Origin of the sequence: Streptosporangium sandarakinum (assembly GCF_050942225.1) — a bacterium.
In the GTDB taxonomy this organism is placed as follows: Bacteria; Actinomycetota; Actinomycetes; order Streptosporangiales; family Streptosporangiaceae; genus Streptosporangium; species Streptosporangium nondiastaticum.
The window spans coordinates 1,284,698-1,304,082 of sequence record NZ_CP192034.1 but is presented as its reverse complement, the minus strand read 5'-3'; the positions used below and the strand labels follow the sequence as shown (position 1 = coordinate 1,304,082).

Below are 19,385 nucleotides of genomic sequence, written 5' to 3'. Positions count from 1 at the left end.
GGCCCCCGGCCGCCGCCTGAGCGTCCTCCCGCCCGCCACCGGAACCCGTGAGGTTCGCGGAGCCCGCCGGGTTCCCCTCCCGGCACGTGAATGCCGGGTTCTTCGGGGGTATGCCAAACCACAGTGACGGGAGAGCCGAAGATTGGTCTAGAGGAGCCATGGCACGCCATCTGATCCAGGGCCGCGAGGTCGCCACGCCGGTCCGCATCCGGGACGCCATGGCCTGCACGGCCTCCTATCTGGTCCGTGCCGACGCGGCCCGCGCCGTGATCGCCTACTCGGGGCTCGACGTCGTCGAGGTGCTTCCCGGCAAGGCGCTGTGCACGCTGGCGTTCCTGGACTACACCGAGGGAGACCTGGGCGCCTACCACGAGTTCGGGGTGACCTTCCTGGTCCGGCCGCCGGAGGCGGGTCCGGCGCCCCGCCGCGGTCTGCGCCGCGGCCTTTCCGAGCTGCTGCGGGACGGGGCGGGGGTGTTCGTCCACTGGCTCCCCGTCGACCAGGGGTTCACCCTGGAGGCCGGCCGTACGATCTGGGGTTTCCCCAAGGAGCTGGCCGACATCGACCTGCGCCTGTCGTCCCCCTACAAGCGGTGCGTCGTCCGCCAGGACGGCCGCCTGGTGCTGGACCTCCTGTTGCGGCCCGGCCTGCCGGTGCCCGCGCCCGGCCTGACCGCCCGCACCGACGCCTACACCCATCTGGACGGCGTCACCCGCCGCGTTCCCTGGTCGGTGGCGCCGCGCGGCGGGCGGGTGCGTCCGGCGGGCGCCCTGATCCGCCTGGGCAACCACCCCGTCGCCAGGGAGCTGAGCGAGCTGGGCCTGCCCGGCGGCGCCTTCCTGACCGCCACCGCCTCGCACGTGACCATGCGCTTCGAGGAGGCCAAGACCCTCTAGGGCCCGGGGCGGCGGCGCGGGAGAGCTCAGCGGCGGCCGGGGCGGGTGCGCCACAGGCTCGCCGCGCCCAGCGCGGCGGCGGCGCACGCCACCGGGATCGCGGGCAGCATGTAGCGGTGGTCGAAGTCGAGCGCGGCGATCGGCCCGACGAACAGGAACATCGCCACGGCCCACGGCAGCAGGGCGGCACGCCGCCGCCCGATCGCGCCGAGTCCGCCGAGCAGCAGGAGCACCCCGAACAGCGGGCCGTGCAGGACGTTCGGGTAGCGGTACGCCGTGAAGAACGCGTCGTAGGGCGCGACGGACGACATCCCGCGGATGGCGGGGTCGTACTCCCTCCGAACCTGGTCGATCAGCGGGAACGACGGCAGCGGCCAGGATCCCACCGGGAACGTCAGGGCCGGAACGATCCGCTTCGGGTGGCGCACGGGCGTCTGCGCGAACGCGAGCGACGCGTCGGAGGCGACCTCGCGCAGGTAGTCGAACGGCTGGGCGGCGATGGCGCGCACCGCGAACGACCTGGCCAGGTCGTTGTGGGAGAACCGGTCCCCCGGCAGGCGGTTGAGTGAGGCGCCCGCGGCCCACACGTACTCCGAGGCCGCGTCGACGACGGTGCCGTTCGGGCAGAGACGCGCCTCGGCGGCCGGTGGCCTGATCTTCGAGCAGTCGGCGAACGTCATGGTGCGCGCCCACAGCGCCACCCCGTCCGAGCCGCTGAACGCGAAGCGCCCGTGGTGCTGGCGGTACCAGCCCGCGTAGGCGGCGAGCGGCAGCGTTCCCGCGACCACCAGCGCCACCACCCGCCGCCATCCGGCCCGCCGCAGGAGCAGGTGGAGCACGAACAGGGCGAGCAACGGCACCGCGGCCGTCCGGGTGAGCCCGGCCGCCGCCAGCAGCGCCCCGGCCGCGGCGGCCGACCGCACGGAGGGCTTCGCCCGCCACATGATGACCGTCAGCGCGGCGATGACGAGGAACGTGACCTGGGTGTCGGAGAGCACCGCGTGTTCGAGCCGGAGGAACGCCGGGTTGAACAGCACGGGCAGCGTCGCCGGCGTCGCGCCCCACGCGGGCAGCGAACGGCGGCGCAACAGGAGATAGATCATCAGACCCATGCCGAGCCCCATGACGTGCTGCGCGCCCACCACCAGCTCGACGCTGTGGAACGGCCGCAGCAGCCACAGGAACAGCGAGTACCCGGCGGGATGGAACGCGCCGCCGGGTTTCAGGTGGACGGCCGTGTCCAGGTAGGTGAACGAGTCGTACCAGTAGAGCTGGGCGGTGTCGTAGCCGAGCATGACGACCACGCGCAGCGCCGCCGCCAGGGTGATCACGACGGCGAACAGGACGTGGCCGGCGAGGAACGCCCGGCGCGGACGGCGGCGTGCGGCGCCCTCGGCGATGACGGATTCGGCCCGGACGTCGCCGGGTGAGGTGAGCACGGCAGGACCCCCGGTTCGGGGCCGGGCGGTTCCCGGCGTCGAAGGGGAACTGAAACGGATGATCGATAAACTCGTCGTCACCTGATCCGGTTACGTCCGCGTTATGGCGTTGATGGCATGGTGGCGCGATCCGACGGCATCGCATGGCGTTGATGGCATGGGGGGCAGCACGTTGCGGGTACTGATCGCCGAGGACGAGCGGATGCTCGCCGACTCGATCGCGGAGGGGCTGCGCGGGGAGGCTCTCGCCGTGGACGTCGCCTACGACGGCGAGGCGGCGCTGGAGCGCGTGCGGGTCAACGACTACGACGTGCTGATCCTGGATCGGGACCTGCCGGGCCTGCACGGCGACGAGGTGTGCCGGGCCGTGGTGGCCGACGCCGCGGCCGTGCGCATCCTCATGCTCACCGCGTCGGGGGACGTGCGCTCCAGGGTGACCGGCCTGTCGCTCGGCGCGGACGACTACCTGCCCAAGCCGTTCGCGTTCGAGGAACTGGTGGCGCGGGTCCACGCGCTGGGCCGGCGGGTCCGGGCGGCCGACCCGCCGATCCTGGAGCGGGCGGGCGTCCGCCTGGACTGGGCGCACCGGCAGGTGTTCCGGGACGGCCGCTACGTGCCGCTGGCGCGGAAGGAGTTCGGCGTGCTGGCCGAGCTGCTGCGCGCCCGCGGAGCGGTGGTCTCCGCCGAGACGTTGCTGGAGAAGGTGTGGGACGAGCACATCGACCCGTTCACCAACACGGTGCGCACGACGATGATGAAACTGCGCCGTAAGCTCGGTGACCCGCCGGTCATCGAGACGATCACCGGGGCGGGGTACCGGATCCCGTGATCTCCCCTCATTCCCGAAGCCCCGCCGGAGCCTCTCCGGAGGCGGGGTCCCCACACCGGAGGAATCCATGAAGGGCAGTGTCAGGCTCCGGTTCGCCCTCGCCTGCGGTGGAGTGTTCGTCCTCGTCGGGATCGTCCTGGTCGCCGCGCTCGCCCTCGTCGTACGGCAGAGCCTGGAGCCCCGTGACGGGCTCCGGCAGCCCCGGTGGATCAGTGTCGCGGGAAACGTCTACACGCCCGACAGCAAGCAGTACTACATCGCCGGTCAGCGGGTCGCGCAGGTAAGGCGCGTCTACCAGGCCGACACGGTCAGAAGCGTGCTGACCTGGGGTGGTGTCGCGGTCCTCGCGGGCGGCGGGCTGGCGGCGGCGGCCGGCTGGCGGGCGGGCGGCTGGGCGATGCGCCCCGTCCGGACGGTCACGGCGAGCGCGCTGCGCGTCTCCCAGAGCCACGACCTCACCGAACGCATCGCGCACGAGGGGCCGCCCGACGAGGTCAAGGATCTCGCCGACACCATCGACGTCGTCCTGGCCCGGCTGTCCCGCTCCTTCGACGGGCAGCGGCGGTTCATCGCCAACGCCTCGCACGAGCTGCGCACACCGCTCACCATCAACCGCACCCTGGTGGACGTGGCGGTCCGGCGTCCGGACGCGAGCGAGGACGTCAAGCGGCTCGGCGAGTCCCTGCTGGTGGTCAACACCCGGCACGAGCGGTTGATCAACGGGTTGCTCGCCCTGGCCGAGGGCGAGCGCGCCGTGCTCGACCGGCGTCCTTTCGACCTGGCCGACGTGGCCGAGCACGTGCTCGACCTGGCCGCCGGCGAGGCGAAGGAGCAGGGGGTGACCGTCCACCGGCTGCTCGACCCGGCGCCCACCGCGGGTGAGGCGGTGCTGGTCGAGCGGCTCGTCCAGAACCTGGTGGAGAACGCGATCCGGCACAACCACGCGGGCGGGCAGCTGTGGGTGTCCACCCGGCGGCGGACCGACCGGGTCGAGCTGGTCGTGTCCAACACCGGGCTGCCCGTGCCGCCGTACGAGGTCGAGACGATCTTCGAGCCGTTCCGGCGGCTGCACGGGGACCGGTTGCGCTCCGACCGGGGCAGCGGTCTCGGGCTGTCCATCGTCCGGGTGGTCGCCGAGGCGCACGGCGGCACCGTGAGCGCCGAGCCCCGCGAGGAGGGCGGGCTCACGGTGGCCGTCGAGCTGCCGCAGGTGAACGTCTGATCCCGGGGCCGGCGCGGGGTCAGGCGGAGCCGAGCAGGTCCCACCGGTTGCCGGCGATGTCGCGGAACACCGCGACGCGCCCGTACGGCTCGGCGCGCGGCGGCGTGACGAACTCGACCCCGGCGGCGGTCATCCGCTCGTAGGCGGCGTCGAAGTCGTCCGTCCGCAGGAAGAACCCGACGCGCCCGGCCACCTGGTCGCCGACGGCGGCGCGCTGCCGTTCCCCGTCGGCCCGGGCGAGCAGGACGCCGGTCCGGGCGCCGGGCGGCCGCACGACGACCCACCGCTTGGGGCGCCCGTCGTTCGTCAGCGACGGCGAGTCCTCCACCAGGTCGAACCCCAGGACCCCGGTGAAGAACTCGATGGCCGGGTCGTACTCCTCGACGATGATCGTGAAAAGGTCCATGTGCACCCCGCGAGCCTAGGGGGGATCACGTGTGCCATGATTAAGGAACGATCAGTCCAAAATTTGGGCGCACGGCGGGACCGTCGCGTCCGGGACATCCGGTAGAGGTGTGGAAGAGATGAGATTCACCGACAGGGTCGTGCTGGTCACCGGCGGAGGCTCCGGCATCGGGCGGGCCGTCGCCCTGGGATTCGCGCGGGAGGGGGCGACCGTGGCGGTGGCCGGCCGCCGCAGGGAGGCCCTGGAGCGCACCGTCGAGCTCGCCGAGGCCGAGGGCGCCAGGGCCGCCGCGTTCACCGCCGACCTGACCGACCCGGCGGACGTGGCCGCGCTCGTCGACGGGATCACCGGCCGGTTCGGCGGCCTGGACGTCGCGGTCAACAGCGCCGGGACCTTCACCGCCGCCCCGGTCGCGGAGACCTCGGAGGAGGAGTGGACCCGGGTCCTCACCGTGAACACGACCGGCGTCTTCCTCGCCATGAAGCACGAGATCAGGGCGATGCGCGCCCGGGGCGGCGGCGCGATCGTCAACATCGCCTCCAACATCGGCGCGCACCGCAGGCTCCCCGGGCTCGGCGCCTACGCGGCGTCCAAGGCCGCGGTCAGCGCGCTGACCCGGACCACGGCCCTGGAGTGCGTCGGCGAGGGCATCCGCGTCAACGCGGTCAGCCCCGGCCCGTTCGACACCCCGATGTCGATGCGGCCCGGCGAGACCGAGGCCGACCGGGCCGCCCGGATGAAGGAGCAGTCGCCGATCGGCAGGGTCGGCTCCCTGGAGGAGATCACCGGCACCGTGCTCTGGCTCGCCTCCGACGAGGCCGGCTACGCCGTGGGGCTCGACCTCGTCCTCGACGGCGGCGCCACCGCCTGAGACCCGGGTCGCGCCGCCCCGGACCGGCCGCGAGCGCGACGTGCTCGCGGCCTCGATCGACGGCGCCGCCATCGCCAGCCCGGCGGCGCGTCCGCACCCGCCGGAGAGCACGGTACGCGACCACCCGTCCTCGGCGATCGGCAGGACGCACACGCGCAACGGGTGACCCTGAGAGGCTCGATCATCGCGTTCCGGAGGGCACCGCGCCGACGCACGGTTCGTGACTCTCCGTAACGAAAGAACTACGTTCTTTCTCGTCGAACGTCACGCCCGATCGAGGAGGACCATGCACACCCTCATCCGCAGCACCGGAGCGGCCCTGACCGGGGCACTGCTCGCCGGCGGCCTGCTCGCCTCGCTGTCCACGGCCGCCCACGCGGCCTCGGCCCCGCTCGTGGCACGGGTGGCGCAGGCCGCGCCCGCCGTCGCCTGCACCGCCGACGCCACCGCGAGCGGCTGGATCTGCTTCCTGCGCTACTGCGACGCCTACTACTGCTACTACGACTGCTACCCGACCCTGCAGGCCCGCAGCAGCGGCCAGCGGCCCGGCAAGACCATCCGGGTGCCCAAGCCCACGACGGGCTCACCGGCCCCCACGATGACCAGCGACTGATGCGCCGGCCCGGAACCGGGAACGCGGACGTCGTGCGGCGCACGCCGCCCGTCCCCGGTTCCGCGTGCGCCGTGCGGCCCCGGGCGAGCGGTCAGACGATCGGCGGGCGGCCCAGGCGGAGCATCCGCCAGGCCGTCTTCCAGCCCATGGGACGGCGCTCCCCGGCCGGCTCGCGCAGGCCCTCGGTGAACCCCCTGAACCACGCGCGCAGCGCCGTGCCGGAACGCTCGCGGACCAGGGTCAGCACGATCCAGTTGACGAGGTACGGCACGGCCAGCGCCCAGGGCAGGTTGCGCCGGGCCAGCCAGACGCGGTTGCGCGCGTTGAGGCGATAGAAGTCGGCGTGCCGGGTCGGCGGGACCTGCGGGTGGTACATGACGGTCTGCGCGTCGTACTCGATCCGGTAGCCCTCACCCAGCAGCCGCCAGGCCAGGTCGGTCTCCTCATGGGCGTAGAAGAACCGCTCGGGGAGACCGCCGACCTGTAGGAAGGCCGACCGCCGGATGGCGCAGGCGCCGCCCAGGAAGGTGGTGACCGGGGAGGACCGCTCGGGGTCGCCCGCGCGCAGCCGCGGGACGTGCCGGCGCTGACCGGCGCCGCCGTCGGGGTCCTTCACCCGGAACGAGACGACCGCGAGGTCGTGCTCGGTGGAGAAGCGCTCGCGCAGGTGGGAGACGAGGTTCGTGTCGCCGTACCAGCCGTCGTCGTCGAGGAAGAGCACGACGTCGCCCGAACACTCCTCGACGCCGCGGTTGCGGCCGGCCGGGATGCCGGTGTTGTGGCTGAGCCGTATCGTCTTGATCGACGCCGACGAGCCCGGCGGCACGGTCACCGCCAGCTCGGGGACGTCCGCGCCGTTGCCGACGATGACCACCTCGACGTCGCCGTCGACCTGGTTCAGCGCGGACTCGACCGCGCGGCCCAGCTCGGGGACCCGGGTGCCCATGGTGAGGATGACGCACGAAATCTTCAACGGGTCATCGTCCTGACGCGTCGAGAGCACGTGCGGAACATACTTTCATGATCACCAGTCTGCTGGGTCGGGCGGCTGTGGCATTGCTGGAGCCCTCTGGTACGGAGGACAAGCGTATCGGAACCGTCGGCAAACACCCGCCAAACGACGCGGGATCTCCGCACCTACGACGCACCGCGACGCCGTCCGGTTCCGCGCCGTTCACTTCCCCGGCATCCGTCCTCCGGTCGCCCGGTGCTCACGAGAGCCGCCGGGAGGCCAGGATGCTGACCAGGTGCAGCGCCATCTGCAGCACGGCCACCACGACGCAGGCCACCGTCAGCACCCTGGTCGCGGCCAGGCCGCCGGCGATCTGGTCCCAGATCGCGGCGACCACCACGAGGAGGGACAGCTCGACCGCCTGGACGATCCGGTGGAACCTCAGCGCGGCGGCGGCCCGGCGGGCCATTCCCAGGCCGCGTGAGCGGAAGTGCTCCGCCGACGCCTCGGTGGCCGCGACCAGGCCGGACCGGGCGCGCGCCACGTCCACCAGGTCGGTCTCCGCCTTGATCAGGATCGCGCCGAGCGCCGCGGCGAAGCCCAGCACGGTGTACCAGTCGGGACGGACCTCCGACGCCCGGAAGCCCAGCCCGATGAGCATGGCCGCCTCGGCGAAGTAGTGGCCGACCCGGTCGAGGTAGACGCCGGTGATGGAGGTCCGCCCGGTCCACCGCGCCAGCTCGCCGTCGGAGCAGTCGAGCAGCAGGTAGAGCTGGACCAGCAGGGCGGCCAGCACGGCGGCCCACAGGGTGGGCACCGCCAGGACCGCGCCCGCCAGCAGCCCGGTGAGGATCATCAGCCAGGTGGTCTGGTTGGGGGTGATCGGCGTCTTGGCCAGCACCCAGGTGACGTAGATCGACAGCTTGCGCATGTACAGCGCGCCGGCCCAGTGCTCACCGCTGTTGCGGTCCATGGTCGAGTGCGGCTGGGCGACCGCGCGGAACTCAGCGACCGATGGTCCGGACATAATCTTCCACCCGATCGCGGATCTCGGCCTCGGACAGGCGCAGGTGCTCAAGGATCGTGTAGCGGCCCGGGCGGGTCGCCGGAGCCAGTACGACCGCCTCGGTGAACTGCCCCACGCTCAGCCCGGCGTCGGCGGGGCTGACCGGGAGGCCGTGCGAGCGCAGACACTCGGCGACCTCGCCGAGTCTCCGTTCGTCCTCGCGCAGGAAGAAGCAGAAGGCGGCACCGATCCCGGCGAGCTCGCCGTGGTTGGAGGTGCCGGGGAAGAGCTGGTCCACGGCATGAAGGATCTCATGATCTCCACCGCTCGAAGGACGGGAGGACCCGGCGATCACCATCGACATCCCGGAGAGGATGAGCGCCTCGGCCAGCACGGTCAGGAACGCGTCGGACTCGACCGAGTCGGACCGCCCCATCACCGCCTCCGCCGCGGTGCGGGCCATCGCGCAGGCCACGCCGTCGATCGGCTCGCCGCGCTCGGCGTTGCCGAGCTGCCAGTCCTCGATCGCCGACAGGTTGCTCACCACGTCGCCGACGCCGGAGCGGACCAGCGACGACGGAGCGTCGTGGACGAAGTCGAGGTCGACCATGATGGCCAGCGGCATCGGCACGCCGAAGGACCCCTTGCCGCCGTCGTGGGTCAGCGACGCCACCGGCGAGCAGATCCCGTCGTGCGACAGGTTGGTGGCCACCGCCACCATCGGGATGCCCGCGAGCGACGCGGCGTACTTCGTGGCGTCGATGGTCTTGCCGCCGCCGATGCCGACGACCGCCTCGTAGGCGCCCTTGCGCAGGTCGGCGCCGAGCGTGACCGCGGCGTCCACCGAGCCGTCGGGCACCCGGAAGATCCGGGCCTCGCCGAGGGAGGGGGCGATGATCGAGGTGATCTTGTCACCCTGACCGGCGCCCACCGCCACCGCCACCCGCCCGGAGGTCGCCACCCGGCTGTCGGCCAGCAGCGAGCCGAGCTGGGCGATCGCCCCCCGCCGCACCTCCATGGTCAGGGGGGCGGGGAGCATCCTGGCTAGTATCGGCACGCGATCTCCCGCGCCTTGGCCAGGTCGTCGTGGTTGTCCACCTCGACCCAGGAGACCTCGCCGATCGGGGCGATCGCGATCTTCTCCCCGCGGTCGACCATCTCCTGGTAGCCGTCCTCGTAGTACAGCTGCGGGTCGCGCTCGAAGGTGGCCCGCAGGGCGTCGGCCAGCCGCTCGGCGGCGCCGGGACGGATCAGCGTCGCGCCGATGTACTCGCCGGCCGCGGTGGCCGGGTCCATCAGCTTGGTGATCCGCGCGAGGTGGCCGTCGCCGTCGAGGGTGACCTTCATCTCCTCGTCGGCGAGCTTCTTGACGTCGTCGACCGCGAGCAGGATGTCACTCGTCTCCGGCGCCGACAGCAGGGTGTGCTCCACGGAGACCGGGTGCACGGTGTCGCCGTTGACCAGCAGCACGCCCTGCTCGAAGTAGTCGCGGGCGCACCACAGGGAGTAGGCGTTGTTCCACTCCTCGGCCTTGTCGTTGTGCACGAGGGTGAGCTTCACGCCGTGCCGCCGCTCCAGCTCGGCCTTGCGCTCGTGTACGGCCTGCGCCTGGTAGCCGACGACGACCACGACGTCACGGAGATCGGCCGCCGCGAGGTTCCGCAGCGAGATGTCCATGATCGTGGTGTCGCCGTCGACCGGCACGAGCGCCTTGGGCAGCGTGTCGGTGTACGGCCGCAGGCGTCGTCCGGCCCCGGCGGCCAGCACCATTCCCAGCAACGTGCACTCCTCATCCGAATGAGCCCCTCCTCGGGCGCTCCTGGCCCCAAAGGTTAGTTGCCTTTACGCCCCGATGGTGTATTCGGAGGTTCACCGGAGGTTCCTCATCCGGCGTCGGCGGGCTCACCGGGCTCGGCGGCGTCCGCCCCGGGGCCCGGCGCGGCCAGCCAGCAGGTGACGCTCTCCCACCCGAAGAGCCCCCACAGGTAAAGGGAGAGCAACACGAACAGGAGCGTGACCTGCCCGGCGAGGCCGCCCAGCGCGATCAGCAGCATCCGGCCGTCCCAGCCGAAGCCGGCGGTGGCCAGCCAGGCCGGCGGGTAGACCCGCTGCCGCAGCCGGTAGACGAGGTCGTAGTGGTGGAAGGCCATCGCGCCGAGCAGCAGGAAGATCAGCCAGTACGGCACGCCGTGCGCGAACCCCACCGCGGCCGCGAAGCCGTACTCGGTGAGGCGCAGGATCGGCGGCACCAGCCAGTCGAGCCGGCCGTCGTGCGGGTGGGAGCTGCCGGGACCGGCCAGCAGCAGCGCCACCGCCGGGGCGAACACCGCCAGGCCGTCGGCGCCGGCCACCCCGACCAGCAGCAGCACCGCGGCCACGAACGTGCCGGCGAGCACGGGCGGCAGCGGCGGGAGCTGCCCGGCCACCAGCGCGCCCATCGCCCGCGACAGCACCCCGTCGTCGCGGTAGGCGACGAGGGTGCCGCGCGGCGCCGTCGTCATCTGCACGGTCGTCACGATCGCATCCGCCTCACCGCCCGCGTCGCGGCCCGTCCCCCGCCCGGCGGCCGGGCGGCGCCCCCGCGGGACCCGTCGCTCGTGGTCATGGTCATTTGCTCAGCGACCTGCCGATCCGGCCGGTGAGCGTGTAGAGGGCGGCGACGCCGCCCCAGGTCAGCAGCGCGAGGAAGGTGACGCGCGCGTTGAACAGCGCGGCGGTCACCGCGATCAGCGCCATCCGCTCCCCGATGGGGAGCACGATGATCTTCTTGAGCCAGCGGGTGGTCGAGCTCCGCTCCAGAAGCCGCGACAGCCGCACGACCGGGTTCCCCGGCGGCGGGCTCTCCTGCGGTACGGCCCGCGCCCGCTCCCCCGGCTCCTGCCCGTCCGTGCTCCCCGTGTCCGTGCCCCCCGTGTCCGTACCCCCCGCGTCCGTGCTCCCGGCGGAGGCCCCGGACGGCGGGGCGGGACGGGACGGCGCCAGCCGCGCGGCGGCGTCGGCCGGGACGCCCGAGGGCCCGCCGGTCGCGGCGGACGGCCCGGCGGAGCGGGCCCGCGCGGCGCCCGCGTCGGCGCGCGACCCGGCGTAGGAGAAGTCGATCATGTGGCGGAGCGCCTGGAGGATCATCGCCGCCACCGCCAGCGCCCAGATGCCCTCCGGGCCGCCGCCCACGGCGCCGTGCCCCGCCGCGTAGCCGACGGCCAGCCCCACGTAGACGACGTACTCCTTGGCCCGGTCGAAGGTGGCGTCCAGCCACGCGCCGACCGGGGAGAACATCCGGGTGTAGCGGGCGAGCTGGCCGTCGACGCAGTCGAGCACGAACGACAGGTAGACCAGGACGGCCCCGGCGACCAGCGCGGGGCGGGTGCCCGCGGAGAACCAGGCGGCGGCCAGGAGGGCCAGCCCCGCCGAGAACCAGGTGACCGCGTTCGGCGTCAGCCCGAGCGCGGCGGCCGGCCGTACCAGGTGCCCCGACCAGGAGCTCACGCCGTAGGTGGCGAAGAAGCCGTCGTCGGCCTTGACCGCGGCGTCCAGCCGGGCGTGGGCCACGTCCACCTCGTTCAGCCGCCGCACGGCCGCGTCGGCGTCCTCCTGCCCGGCGACCCGCTCGCAGCGCAGCCGCCCGAGCCCTCGGGCGCGGACGTGGACGCCGTAGCGGACCAGCCCGGCCAGCAGCAGGTCACCGGCCTCCGCGCCGCCCATCGCGCCGAACACGCCGGTCTCGGCGAGGCCGGCGAGCGTCTCGGCGGTCTCGGCCAGCCGCCCGAGGTCGGCCTCGCCCACCCGCAGCGCCCCCGGAAGGTGCCGTCGGCCCCGGCGACCTCGTGCAGCGAGGTGCCCGCAGCGGCGACCCTGCCGCCCTCGACCCGGACCGGCGGGCGCAGCGGCCCCGGCTCGTCACCGTCCGTGACGACCAGCGCGGTCGTGCCGCCGCCCGGGGCGGACAGGAGTACGGCCAGCGCCTCGGTGTGCGCCACCAGGTCCCCGGCGAGCACGGCCACCGGGCCGGTCGCGGCGCGGGCCACCCGGGCGACCCGGCGCAGGTCGTCGGCCAGGCCGTGCGACCCCTCCGCCCCGATCAGGTAGGCCCCGTCCGTGGCGCGGGTGATGTCGCCCGAGCGGGCCACCACGTGGACCTCGCCGACGGAGAGCGCGACGAGCTGGTCGGTCAGCCGGTCGAGCAGCGTGCCGCCGCCGCAGCGCAGCGCGGCGCCGGCGGTGGTGGCGAGCACGACGGCGGCGGCCGTGCCGGGGCGGACCGCCCGGAGGCCCCGCGCGGCCGGCCGGCGGGCCGCCGGGCGCGTGGGGACCGCCAGGCGGCGCGGCCGGGAGGTCGTCGAACGGCAGGTCACCGAACTCGGGCGGCCCGCCGTACGGCTCACGGAGACCGCCGGGGGGCGGGAGGTCGTCGGACGCGCGAGGGCCGGACGGCGCGGGCGCGTGGGAGTCGTGCAAGACCGGGCTCCTTCGTATCCGACGGGATGACCGTGCGAATCGGGAGTGCGCACTTAGCGTAGCGAGATCTTGACCGGATAGCACGGGAGCGCGGCCTGCGATCGGGTACGCACCCATTACGCTCGCGGTAACCGCACCGTCGAAGGAAGCTGACCTTGGCCGCTCTGGAACCACGCCTCCGCACCGTCGCCGTCGTTCTCGCCGGAGGCGTCGGCCAGCGGGTCGGGCTGAACACCCCCAAGCAGCTCATCAAGGTCGCCGGCCGGACGATCATGGAGCACACGCTGTCGGTGTTCGACGCGGCGCCGGAGATCGACGAGATCGTGGTGCTGATGACGCCGGGCTTCACCGCCGACGTGGAGCGGCTCGTCGCCCGCAACGGCTTCCGCAAGGTCAGCAAGGTCCTGGAGGGCGGCGCGACCCGCCCGGAGACCACCTGGCGGGCGCTGCAGGCGCTGGGCACGCGGGAGTGCGACGTGCTGCTGCACGACGCCGTGCGGCCGCTGCTGGAGCCGCGGATCATCACCGAGTGCGTCGAGGCGCTGAAGGTGTACTCGGCCGTCGACGTGGCGATCCCCAGCTCCGACACGATCGTGGTGGCCGCCCCCGGCCCGCGCGGGGAGATCGTCCGCGACGTCCCCGACCGGTCCCGGCTGCGGCGCGGCCAGACGCCGCAGTGCTTCCGGCTCTCGGTGGTCCGCGAGGCGTACGAGCGGGCCTTCGCCGACCCCGACTTCGACCGGCAGCCGCCCACCGACGACTGCGGCGTGGTGCTGCGCTACCTGCCCGACGTGCCGATCTACATCGTGCCGGGCAGCGAGCACAACATGAAGGTCACCCACCCGGTGGACGTGTTCATCGCCGACAAGCTCTTCCAGCTCGCCGCCGGCGCCGCCCCGCACCACTCCGCCTTCGCCCACCGGCAGGCGCTGCAGGGCAGGACCGTGGTGGTCTTCGGCGGCAGCTACGGCATCGGCGCCGAGGTCGTGGAGCTGGCCGGGCGGCACGGCGCCCAGGTGTTCCCCTTCTCCCGCTCGCTGAACGGGGTGCGGGTGGAGGACCCGCAGGCGGTGAGCGACGCGCTCGACCTCGCGGCCAAGGAGACCGGCCGGATCGACTACGTCGTCAACACCGCCGGGGTGCTGCACATGGGCGACCTCGGCGAGGCGAACGACGCCACGGTCGCCGAGACCGTCGGGGTGAACTACATCGGCCCGGTCAACATCGCCCGGGCCGCCCTGCCCCACCTGCGCGAGACCCGGGGCCACCTGCTGCTGTACACCTCGTCCTCCTACACCCGGGGCCGGGCCGGCTACAGCCTCTACTCCTCCACCAAGGCCGCCGTGGTCAACCTGACCCAGGCGCTGGCCGACGAGTGGGCCGAGGACGGCGTGCGGGTCAACTGCGTCAACCCCGAGCGGACCAGCACCCCGATGCGGGTGCGCGCGTTCGGCGAGGAGCCCGCGCACACCCTGCTGTCGCCGCGCGCCGTCGCCGAGACCTCGCTGGACGTGCTGATCTCCGACATCACCGGGCACGTGATCGACGTCCGCGTCGACGCGGGCTGACCCGGCGCCCCATCGGCCCTCCCGCGTCCCGGCGTCCTCCCGGGGTTTCCGCCGTACCCCGGCGGAACGCGGCACAGCGCGCCTACCAGGGCAAACAGCCTGGTCAAAGTTACCTTCTAAGGATGAAGCGTGACCTTCGCGCACTGGTGGCGGCCGCCGCCGTGCTCGGCTCGTACCCGGCGCTCCTCGTGACCGCGCTGTGGCCCCGGCCACGCCTGTTCCTGGCCCTGTGCGCGGTGTCCTACGCGGCCGAGGTCGTCGCGCGGTACCGGGCGCGCCCCCTGGTCGACCTGATGGCCAGGGCGCACCTGGGCGTCACGCTCCGGTTCGTGACGCGGGAGACGGCGGTGATCGTCCTGGTCGCCCGTACGGCGGGCACCGCGTCGCCCTGGTTCGCGGGCCTGGTCCTGGGGATCTTCGCGGTGCACGGCGCGCGGGGCCTGCTGGCCGGGCTGGCGCTCCTCCACCAGCGCACCCTCAACCGGATGCCGGTGCTGACCCGCAACCTCGACGCGGTGCGGGTCCCGCCCCCGCCGTGGCGCGTCCTGACCGACCACCGGGGCATGCGGCCGCTGTACCTGGACGTGTTCCCGGTGGGCGGCGCGGCCCTGGGCGCGATGTCCGGCACCGCCCTGCCGGGCGCCGCGGGGGCGGCCGGGGCGCTGGCCGTCGCGGGCGCGGGCGCGCTGTGCCTGCTGCCGCACCTGCGCCGGGTCCGGCCGCTCGGCGACGGCGCCGCGGTGCTGCGGGCCGCCGGGGAGCGCCTGGCGGCCCACCGGCCGGAGGTCGCCCTCTACTTCTCCGGTCCCCCCGACTCGGCCTACCAGGCCCGGATGTGGCTGCGCCCGCTGGAGCGGATCGACCGCCGGGCCGTGGTGGTGCTGCGGGAGCGGGAGATGCTGCGGCTGCTGGGAGAGACCTCGCTGCCCGTGGTGTGCATCCCCTCGGCGGCCGACCTGATGGGGTTCGAGGCCCTCGCCGGTGTGCGGGTGTGCCTGTATCCGGCCAACGTCGGCAAGAACATCCACATGCTCCGCATCCGGGGGATGCGCAGCGTCTTCGTGGGGCACGGCGACAGCGACAAGGAGGCGTCGTTCAACCCGTTCACCAAGGTCTACGACGAGGTGTGGGTGGCCGGGCAGGCCGGGCGCGACCGCTACCTCCGTGCCCGGGTGGGCGTGCGCGACGAGGACGTCCACGAGGTGGGCCGCCCCCAGCTCAGCGGGGTCGGCACCGGCGGGCCGGGCCTGCCGTACCGCACGGTGCTGTACGCGCCGACCTGGGAGGGGTGGACCGACGACCTGTTCCACACCTCGATCATGACGATGGGCCCGGCGATCGTCCGGGCCCTGCTGGCCCACTCCCCGGCGGTCCGGGTGATCTACAAGCCGCACCCGCTGACGGGCTACCGCAACCCGGCCGCGCACCGCGCCCACCAGCAGGTCCGCGCGCTGCTGGACCGGGCGGAACTGCACCGGTCGATGGCCCGCCACCCCTCGGGCGGGGGACGTCGCCCGGGCGCCGGGGCGGTCAGGCACCTGGTCGTCACCGGTCCCGAGCCGGCCCTCTACGACTGCTTCAACCAGTCGGACCTGCTGGTCACCGACATCTCCAGCGTGGTGGCGGACTTCGTCGCCAGCGGCAAGCCGTACGCGGTGACCAACGTGGCGGGGCTGCCGGAGCAGGCGTTCCGCGAGCGCTACCCGAGCACCGAGGGCGGCTACCTGCTCTCCGCGGACCTGCGGGAGCTGCCCGCCGTGCTGCGGGCCATGGAGGAGGACGGGGAGGACGCCCTGGCGGCCACGCGGCGCAAGCTGCGGACCTACCTGCTCGGCCCGGACCACCCGGACGCCATGACCCGCTTCAACGACGCGGTGAACGGCGCCTGTGAGCGGGCCGTGCGCGCGCACGGATGAACCGCGCGGCGGCCCGGCCCGCGGGCGGACAGGACGGACCGGGCGGACCGATCACCGATCCGTCCGGCCGTACACCGGCGCCGGGTCGTTCGGCCCGCCGCGCCGCTCAACCGGACGCCGCGCCGGGCCTGCTCAGCCGCCGGGGGCTCGTCAGGAACCCCCAGCCCCACGACATGTGCATGGTGGCGTAGACGAGGGGCAGCCGCAGGCGCGCGCCCGTCGGCAGGCCGCTGCCGGTCACGGCCGAGCCGGCCAGGATCGCCAGCGCGTATCCCCCGGGGATCAGCAGGCCGGGCCAGAAGAACGGGGACACGACGAAACCCGCGATGATGGCCGCCACCGCCACCGGGGGCGCGAGGTAGCGCAGGTTGATGGTGCCCTCGTGGGTCCTGGCCACCACCCTGCGCCAGCGGCCGTAGTGGAAGTACTGCTTGGCGAGGGCCTTGACCGAGGGCCTGGGCCGGTAGGAGACCCGCATCCGGGGCTGGAACCACACCAGGCCGCCCGTCTCGCGGATGCGGTGGTTCATCTCCCAGTCCTGGGCGCGCTGGAAGTGCTCGTCGTAGCCGCCGACCCGCTCCAGGGCCTCGCGGCGGAAGACCCCGAGGTAGACCGTGTCGGCCGGGCCCGCCGTACCGCCGGTGTGGAACCGGGCGCCGCCGACGCCGATCTTGGATGTCATGGCGCGGGCCACGGCCTGCTCGAACGGCGTGACGCCCTCGGCGGCCATGACGCCGCCGACGTTGTCGGCGCCGGTCTCCTCCAGGGTCTCCACGGCCACCCTGAGGTAGTCGTCGGGGAGCATGGCGTGCCCGTCCACCCGCGCCACGATGCCGTGGCGGGAGGCGGCGATGGCGGCGTTGAGGGCGTTGGGAGTGCGGCCGGTCGGGTTCGGCACCACGACGACCCGGGGGTCCTCGGCGGCGATCGCGTCGGCGACCTCCTGCGTGCGGTCCCTGGACGGGCCGATGGCGAGCACGACCTCGATCGGGCCTGCGTACCGCTGCGACAGGACCTGCCGCACGGCCTCCCGAAGGTGGCGCTCCTCGTTCAGCGCCGGGATGACGACGGAGATGGGGGGCCAGACACGTGTCTCGGGGGACGACGCCGGCGCGGGCGAGTCGGGAAACTGCTTCATGGCGTGGCTCACGCTACTGTACGAACCGGTACCTCATCGACCCAGCCGAGCCGGAGCCTAGGGGGCCATGGATGCGCGACCCGGAAGACGACGACTCGGGTGTGCAGATCGGCGGCGACGCCTACGGCAAGGTACGGCTGGCCCCCCGGCATGAGCGCAGGCCGGCCGGGAGGGCGCGGTCCCGGCGGCGCGGACTGCTCGTCGCGGGCGCGCTGTCGTCCCTGGTGCTGGGCGGCTCGGGGGTGATGTGGGCGCTGCCGAACTACGCGGCCGGCAAGATCCAGGCGGTCGACGCGGGGGTGGCGGGGTCGCGGCCCACCGGCGCGATGAACATCCTCGTCGTCGGCGTGGACCGGCGCGACGACCTCTCCAGGCAGCAGCAGAACGCGCTGAAGCTGGGCCGCGAGTCCGGGCAGCGCACCGACACCATGATGGTGGTCCACCTGTCGGAGGACCACGGCAGGGCGACCGTGGTCAGCCTTCCCCGCGACACCTGGACGACGATCCCCGGCAAGGGCGACCACAAGATCAACGCGGCGTACCAGCTCGGCGGCCCGAAGCTCGCCGTACGCGCGGTGCAGGCCGTGACCGGGCTGACGATCAACCATTACGTCGAGGTCAACGTGCTCGGCTTCATCGACGTGGTGGACGCGCTCGGCGGCGTCTCGGTCTGCACGCCGGTTCCGATCAACGATCCCAAGACCGGGCTGAACCTCCAGCCGGGGACGTACCCGCTGAACGGCGTCAAGGCCCTCTCCTACGCCCGCACCCGGGCCACGGCCCGCTCCGACCTCGACCGGATCGACCGTCAGCAGCAGGTGATCTCGGCCCTGCTGCACCAGGCGCTCAGCGGCGGCACGCTGACCAACCCGGCCAGGCTCGTCTCGTTCGTCGACAGCACCCTCGGCACGCTCCGGGTGGACGACGCGCTCCGCAAGGATCTGCTCGGCCTGGCCCGGCAGATCAAGGACGTCTCCACCGACGACGTCGCCTTCGCCACCGTCCCGCTCGCCGACGTCGACTACAAGACCCCGACGGGCGAGTCGGCCGTGCTGTGGGACAAGGACGCGGCCAGGGAGCTGTTCCGCCGGATCGCCGCCGACGAGCCGCTCGTCAAACCCTCGAAACCCGCCTCCCCCGCCGCGTCCGCCCCGGCGACGGCCTCCCCTTCGCCCGCCCCCTCGTCCACGGCCGGCGCGCTGACCGTGCCGCCCTCGCGGATCTCCGTCAAGGTGCTCAACGGCACCACGACCCCCGGTCTCGGCGCGCGGGTCAGGGGCGAGTTGCAGGGGGCCGGTTTCATGGTCCCCGCGGCCGCCGGCAACACCCCTGAGAAGGACCACGACGGGACGGTGGTCCGATACGGTCCCGGCCGTGAGGACTCGGCCCGGACCGTGGCCGCCGCCCTGCACGGGGCCGAGACGCGCCAGGTGGACGACCTCGGCGACCGGATCGAGGTCGTCGTCGGCCGGCGGTATCCGGGGGTCCGGAAGGTCACCGTCGACGAGGCCGCGGCGCCGTCGGCCACCTCGTCCGCGGGACCGTCCGCGCCCAGCGCCACCCCGGCGGCCAGGACGGCGACGGAGAACATCTGTAAAAAGTAATTTTTCCACATGAAAACCACCGCCCCGGGCAGAAACCACGCACGGAGGTGATGACCGTGGTTTTTTCAAATCCGACGTTCGAGGTGGAGAGCTGGCGCCAGGGCCCGTGCGCGGTGGTACGGGCGGCGGGCGAACTGGACATGGCGGTCGCACCCCGGCTGCGAGCCGAGGTGGACCGCGTCCTGGACGCCCCTGGCCGTCCCTGCCTGGTGATGGATCTGACGCAGGTGCCGTTCTGTGACTCCGTGGGCCTGGGCGTCCTGGTGAGCGCGCTCGCCCGGGTCAGGGACGCCCAGGGTCGTCTGATCCTGGTGGTGGGCCCAGGGATGATCACACATCTTCTGACGATCACCAATCTGGATCGTTACTTCGAGACCCGTTCCTCCCTGCGGGAGGCCTACGAGGCCGCCGCCTGACCGTTCCGGCCGGACCGGTCGCCCGGGTGGCGGGTCGCCGGCCCGGCCGGTCAG

General features: G+C 73.3%; 18 protein-coding genes. 9 read left to right on the top strand and 9 right to left on the bottom strand.

All coding sequences use genetic code 11. From position 1 onward, the window contains the following. The first annotated feature begins 158 nt into the window (after positions 1-158). Positions 159-896: an acetoacetate decarboxylase family protein gene (locus tag ACQP10_RS06300; RefSeq protein WP_179819456.1), complete on the top strand. Its 738-nt coding sequence runs from the start codon at positions 159-161 to the stop codon at positions 894-896. A 26-nt stretch (positions 897-922) separates the two neighbouring features. Here ACQP10_RS06300 and ACQP10_RS06295 read toward each other — a convergent pair whose 3' ends face one another. Continuing rightward, a complete protein-coding gene (locus ACQP10_RS06295) occupies positions 923-2,335 on the bottom strand; it encodes a hypothetical protein (RefSeq protein WP_433541031.1) in 1,413 nt (470 codons plus the stop codon). A 172-nt stretch (positions 2,336-2,507) separates the two neighbouring features. Between ACQP10_RS06295 and ACQP10_RS06290 the strand changes: the two genes are divergently transcribed. Together ACQP10_RS06290 and ACQP10_RS06285 are read left to right on the top strand one after the other, a co-directional pair. Then, the gene (locus ACQP10_RS06290) at positions 2,508-3,164 is read left to right on the top strand and encodes a response regulator transcription factor (RefSeq protein ID WP_346022135.1); all 657 of its coding nucleotides are present in this window, start codon (positions 2,508-2,510) and stop codon (positions 3,162-3,164) included. A gap of 67 nt (positions 3,165-3,231) precedes the next feature. Beyond that, on the top strand, positions 3,232-4,386 hold the full coding sequence (locus ACQP10_RS06285; RefSeq protein WP_346021878.1) for a sensor histidine kinase: 1,155 nt from the start codon (positions 3,232-3,234) through the stop codon (positions 4,384-4,386). Between the two features lie 19 nt (positions 4,387-4,405). Here ACQP10_RS06285 and ACQP10_RS06280 read toward each other — a convergent pair whose 3' ends face one another. Next, complete coding sequence (locus ACQP10_RS06280; protein WP_433541882.1) at positions 4,406-4,792, bottom strand: VOC family protein; 387 nt, start codon at positions 4,790-4,792, stop codon at positions 4,406-4,408. A gap of 118 nt (positions 4,793-4,910) precedes the next feature. On the opposite strand from ACQP10_RS06280, the gene ACQP10_RS06275 reads away from it, so the two are divergent. Next, entirely contained in the window at positions 4,911-5,663 is a 753-nt protein-coding gene (locus ACQP10_RS06275; protein WP_433541030.1) for an SDR family NAD(P)-dependent oxidoreductase, read from the top strand. Between the two features lie 286 nt (positions 5,664-5,949). After that, on the top strand, positions 5,950-6,276 hold the full coding sequence (locus ACQP10_RS06270) for a hypothetical protein (RefSeq protein ID WP_346021877.1): 327 nt from the start codon (positions 5,950-5,952) through the stop codon (positions 6,274-6,276). Between the two features lie 91 nt (positions 6,277-6,367). On the opposite strand, the gene ACQP10_RS06265 is transcribed toward ACQP10_RS06270, so the two are convergent. The 6 genes from ACQP10_RS06265 to ACQP10_RS06240 form a co-directional block, all read right to left on the bottom strand. Beyond that, a complete protein-coding gene (locus tag ACQP10_RS06265; protein WP_189246610.1) occupies positions 6,368-7,249 on the bottom strand; it encodes a glycosyltransferase family 2 protein in 882 nt (293 codons plus the stop codon). 238 nt (positions 7,250-7,487) lie between these two features. After that, complete coding sequence (locus ACQP10_RS06260) at positions 7,488-8,255, bottom strand: CDP-alcohol phosphatidyltransferase family protein (RefSeq protein ID WP_179819463.1); 768 nt, start codon at positions 8,253-8,255, stop codon at positions 7,488-7,490. Beyond that, on the bottom strand, positions 8,233-9,273 hold the full coding sequence (locus tag ACQP10_RS06255; protein ID WP_346021876.1) for an iron-containing alcohol dehydrogenase family protein: 1,041 nt from the start codon (positions 9,271-9,273) through the stop codon (positions 8,233-8,235). Before ACQP10_RS06255 ends, ACQP10_RS06260 begins: the two co-directional genes overlap by 23 nt. Before the next feature lie 5 nt (positions 9,274-9,278). Next, on the bottom strand, positions 9,279-10,013 hold the full coding sequence (locus ACQP10_RS06250) for a sugar phosphate nucleotidyltransferase (protein ID WP_179819465.1): 735 nt from the start codon (positions 10,011-10,013) through the stop codon (positions 9,279-9,281). Between the two features lie 104 nt (positions 10,014-10,117). Next, on the bottom strand, positions 10,118-10,750 hold the full coding sequence (locus ACQP10_RS06245) for a DUF5941 domain-containing protein (RefSeq protein ID WP_346021875.1): 633 nt from the start codon (positions 10,748-10,750) through the stop codon (positions 10,118-10,120). Between the two features lie 91 nt (positions 10,751-10,841). Then, entirely contained in the window at positions 10,842-12,017 is a 1,176-nt protein-coding gene (locus ACQP10_RS06240; protein WP_433541029.1) for a CDP-alcohol phosphatidyltransferase family protein, read from the bottom strand. An 827-nt stretch (positions 12,018-12,844) separates the two neighbouring features. Here ACQP10_RS06240 and ACQP10_RS06235 point away from each other — a divergent pair. Then, on the top strand, positions 12,845-14,257 hold the full coding sequence (locus ACQP10_RS06235; protein ID WP_346021873.1) for a bifunctional cytidylyltransferase/SDR family oxidoreductase: 1,413 nt from the start codon (positions 12,845-12,847) through the stop codon (positions 14,255-14,257). A 122-nt stretch (positions 14,258-14,379) separates the two neighbouring features. Then, on the top strand, positions 14,380-16,173 hold the full coding sequence (locus ACQP10_RS06230) for a CDP-glycerol glycerophosphotransferase family protein (RefSeq protein ID WP_399499958.1): 1,794 nt from the start codon (positions 14,380-14,382) through the stop codon (positions 16,171-16,173). A 106-nt stretch (positions 16,174-16,279) separates the two neighbouring features. Here ACQP10_RS06230 and ACQP10_RS06225 read toward each other — a convergent pair whose 3' ends face one another. Then, a complete protein-coding gene (locus ACQP10_RS06225; RefSeq protein WP_433541028.1) occupies positions 16,280-17,311 on the bottom strand; it encodes a glycosyltransferase family 2 protein in 1,032 nt (343 codons plus the stop codon). 71 nt (positions 17,312-17,382) lie between these two features. On the opposite strand from ACQP10_RS06225, the gene ACQP10_RS06220 reads away from it, so the two are divergent. Both ACQP10_RS06220 and ACQP10_RS06215 read left to right on the top strand, forming a co-directional pair. Beyond that, on the top strand, positions 17,383-18,915 hold the full coding sequence (locus tag ACQP10_RS06220) for an LCP family protein (RefSeq protein WP_433541027.1): 1,533 nt from the start codon (positions 17,383-17,385) through the stop codon (positions 18,913-18,915). Between the two features lie 56 nt (positions 18,916-18,971). After that, positions 18,972-19,331, top strand: coding sequence for an STAS domain-containing protein (locus ACQP10_RS06215; protein ID WP_312873154.1), 360 nt, complete (start codon positions 18,972-18,974; stop codon positions 19,329-19,331). The last annotated feature ends 54 nt before the right edge of the window (positions 19,332-19,385 follow it).

Excerpts from the sequence above, each read along its gene's own strand:
- ACQP10_RS06280 (WP_433541882.1), bottom strand. The coding sequence starts at position 4,792 with ATGGACCTTTTCACGATCATCGTCGAGGAGTACGACCCGGCCATCGAG.
- ACQP10_RS06275 (WP_433541030.1), top strand. The coding sequence starts at position 4,911 with ATGAGATTCACCGACAGGGTCGTGCTGGTCACCGGCGGAGGCTCCGGC.
- ACQP10_RS06230 (WP_399499958.1), top strand. The coding sequence starts at position 14,380 with ATGAAGCGTGACCTTCGCGCACTGGTGGCGGCCGCCGCCGTGCTCGGC.
- ACQP10_RS06225 (WP_433541028.1), bottom strand. The coding sequence starts at position 17,311 with ATGAAGCAGTTTCCCGACTCGCCCGCGCCGGCGTCGTCCCCCGAGACA.
- ACQP10_RS06260 (WP_179819463.1), bottom strand. The coding sequence starts at position 8,255 with ATGTCCGGACCATCGGTCGCTGAGTTCCGCGCGGTCGCCCAGCCGCAC.
- ACQP10_RS06220 (WP_433541027.1), top strand. The coding sequence starts at position 17,383 with ATGCGCGACCCGGAAGACGACGACTCGGGTGTGCAGATCGGCGGCGAC.
- ACQP10_RS06300 (WP_179819456.1), top strand. The coding sequence starts at position 159 with ATGGCACGCCATCTGATCCAGGGCCGCGAGGTCGCCACGCCGGTCCGC.
- ACQP10_RS06270 (WP_346021877.1), top strand. The coding sequence starts at position 5,950 with ATGCACACCCTCATCCGCAGCACCGGAGCGGCCCTGACCGGGGCACTG.
- ACQP10_RS06255 (WP_346021876.1), bottom strand. The coding sequence starts at position 9,273 with ATGCTCCCCGCCCCCCTGACCATGGAGGTGCGGCGGGGGGCGATCGCC.
- ACQP10_RS06285 (WP_346021878.1), top strand. The coding sequence starts at position 3,232 with ATGAAGGGCAGTGTCAGGCTCCGGTTCGCCCTCGCCTGCGGTGGAGTG.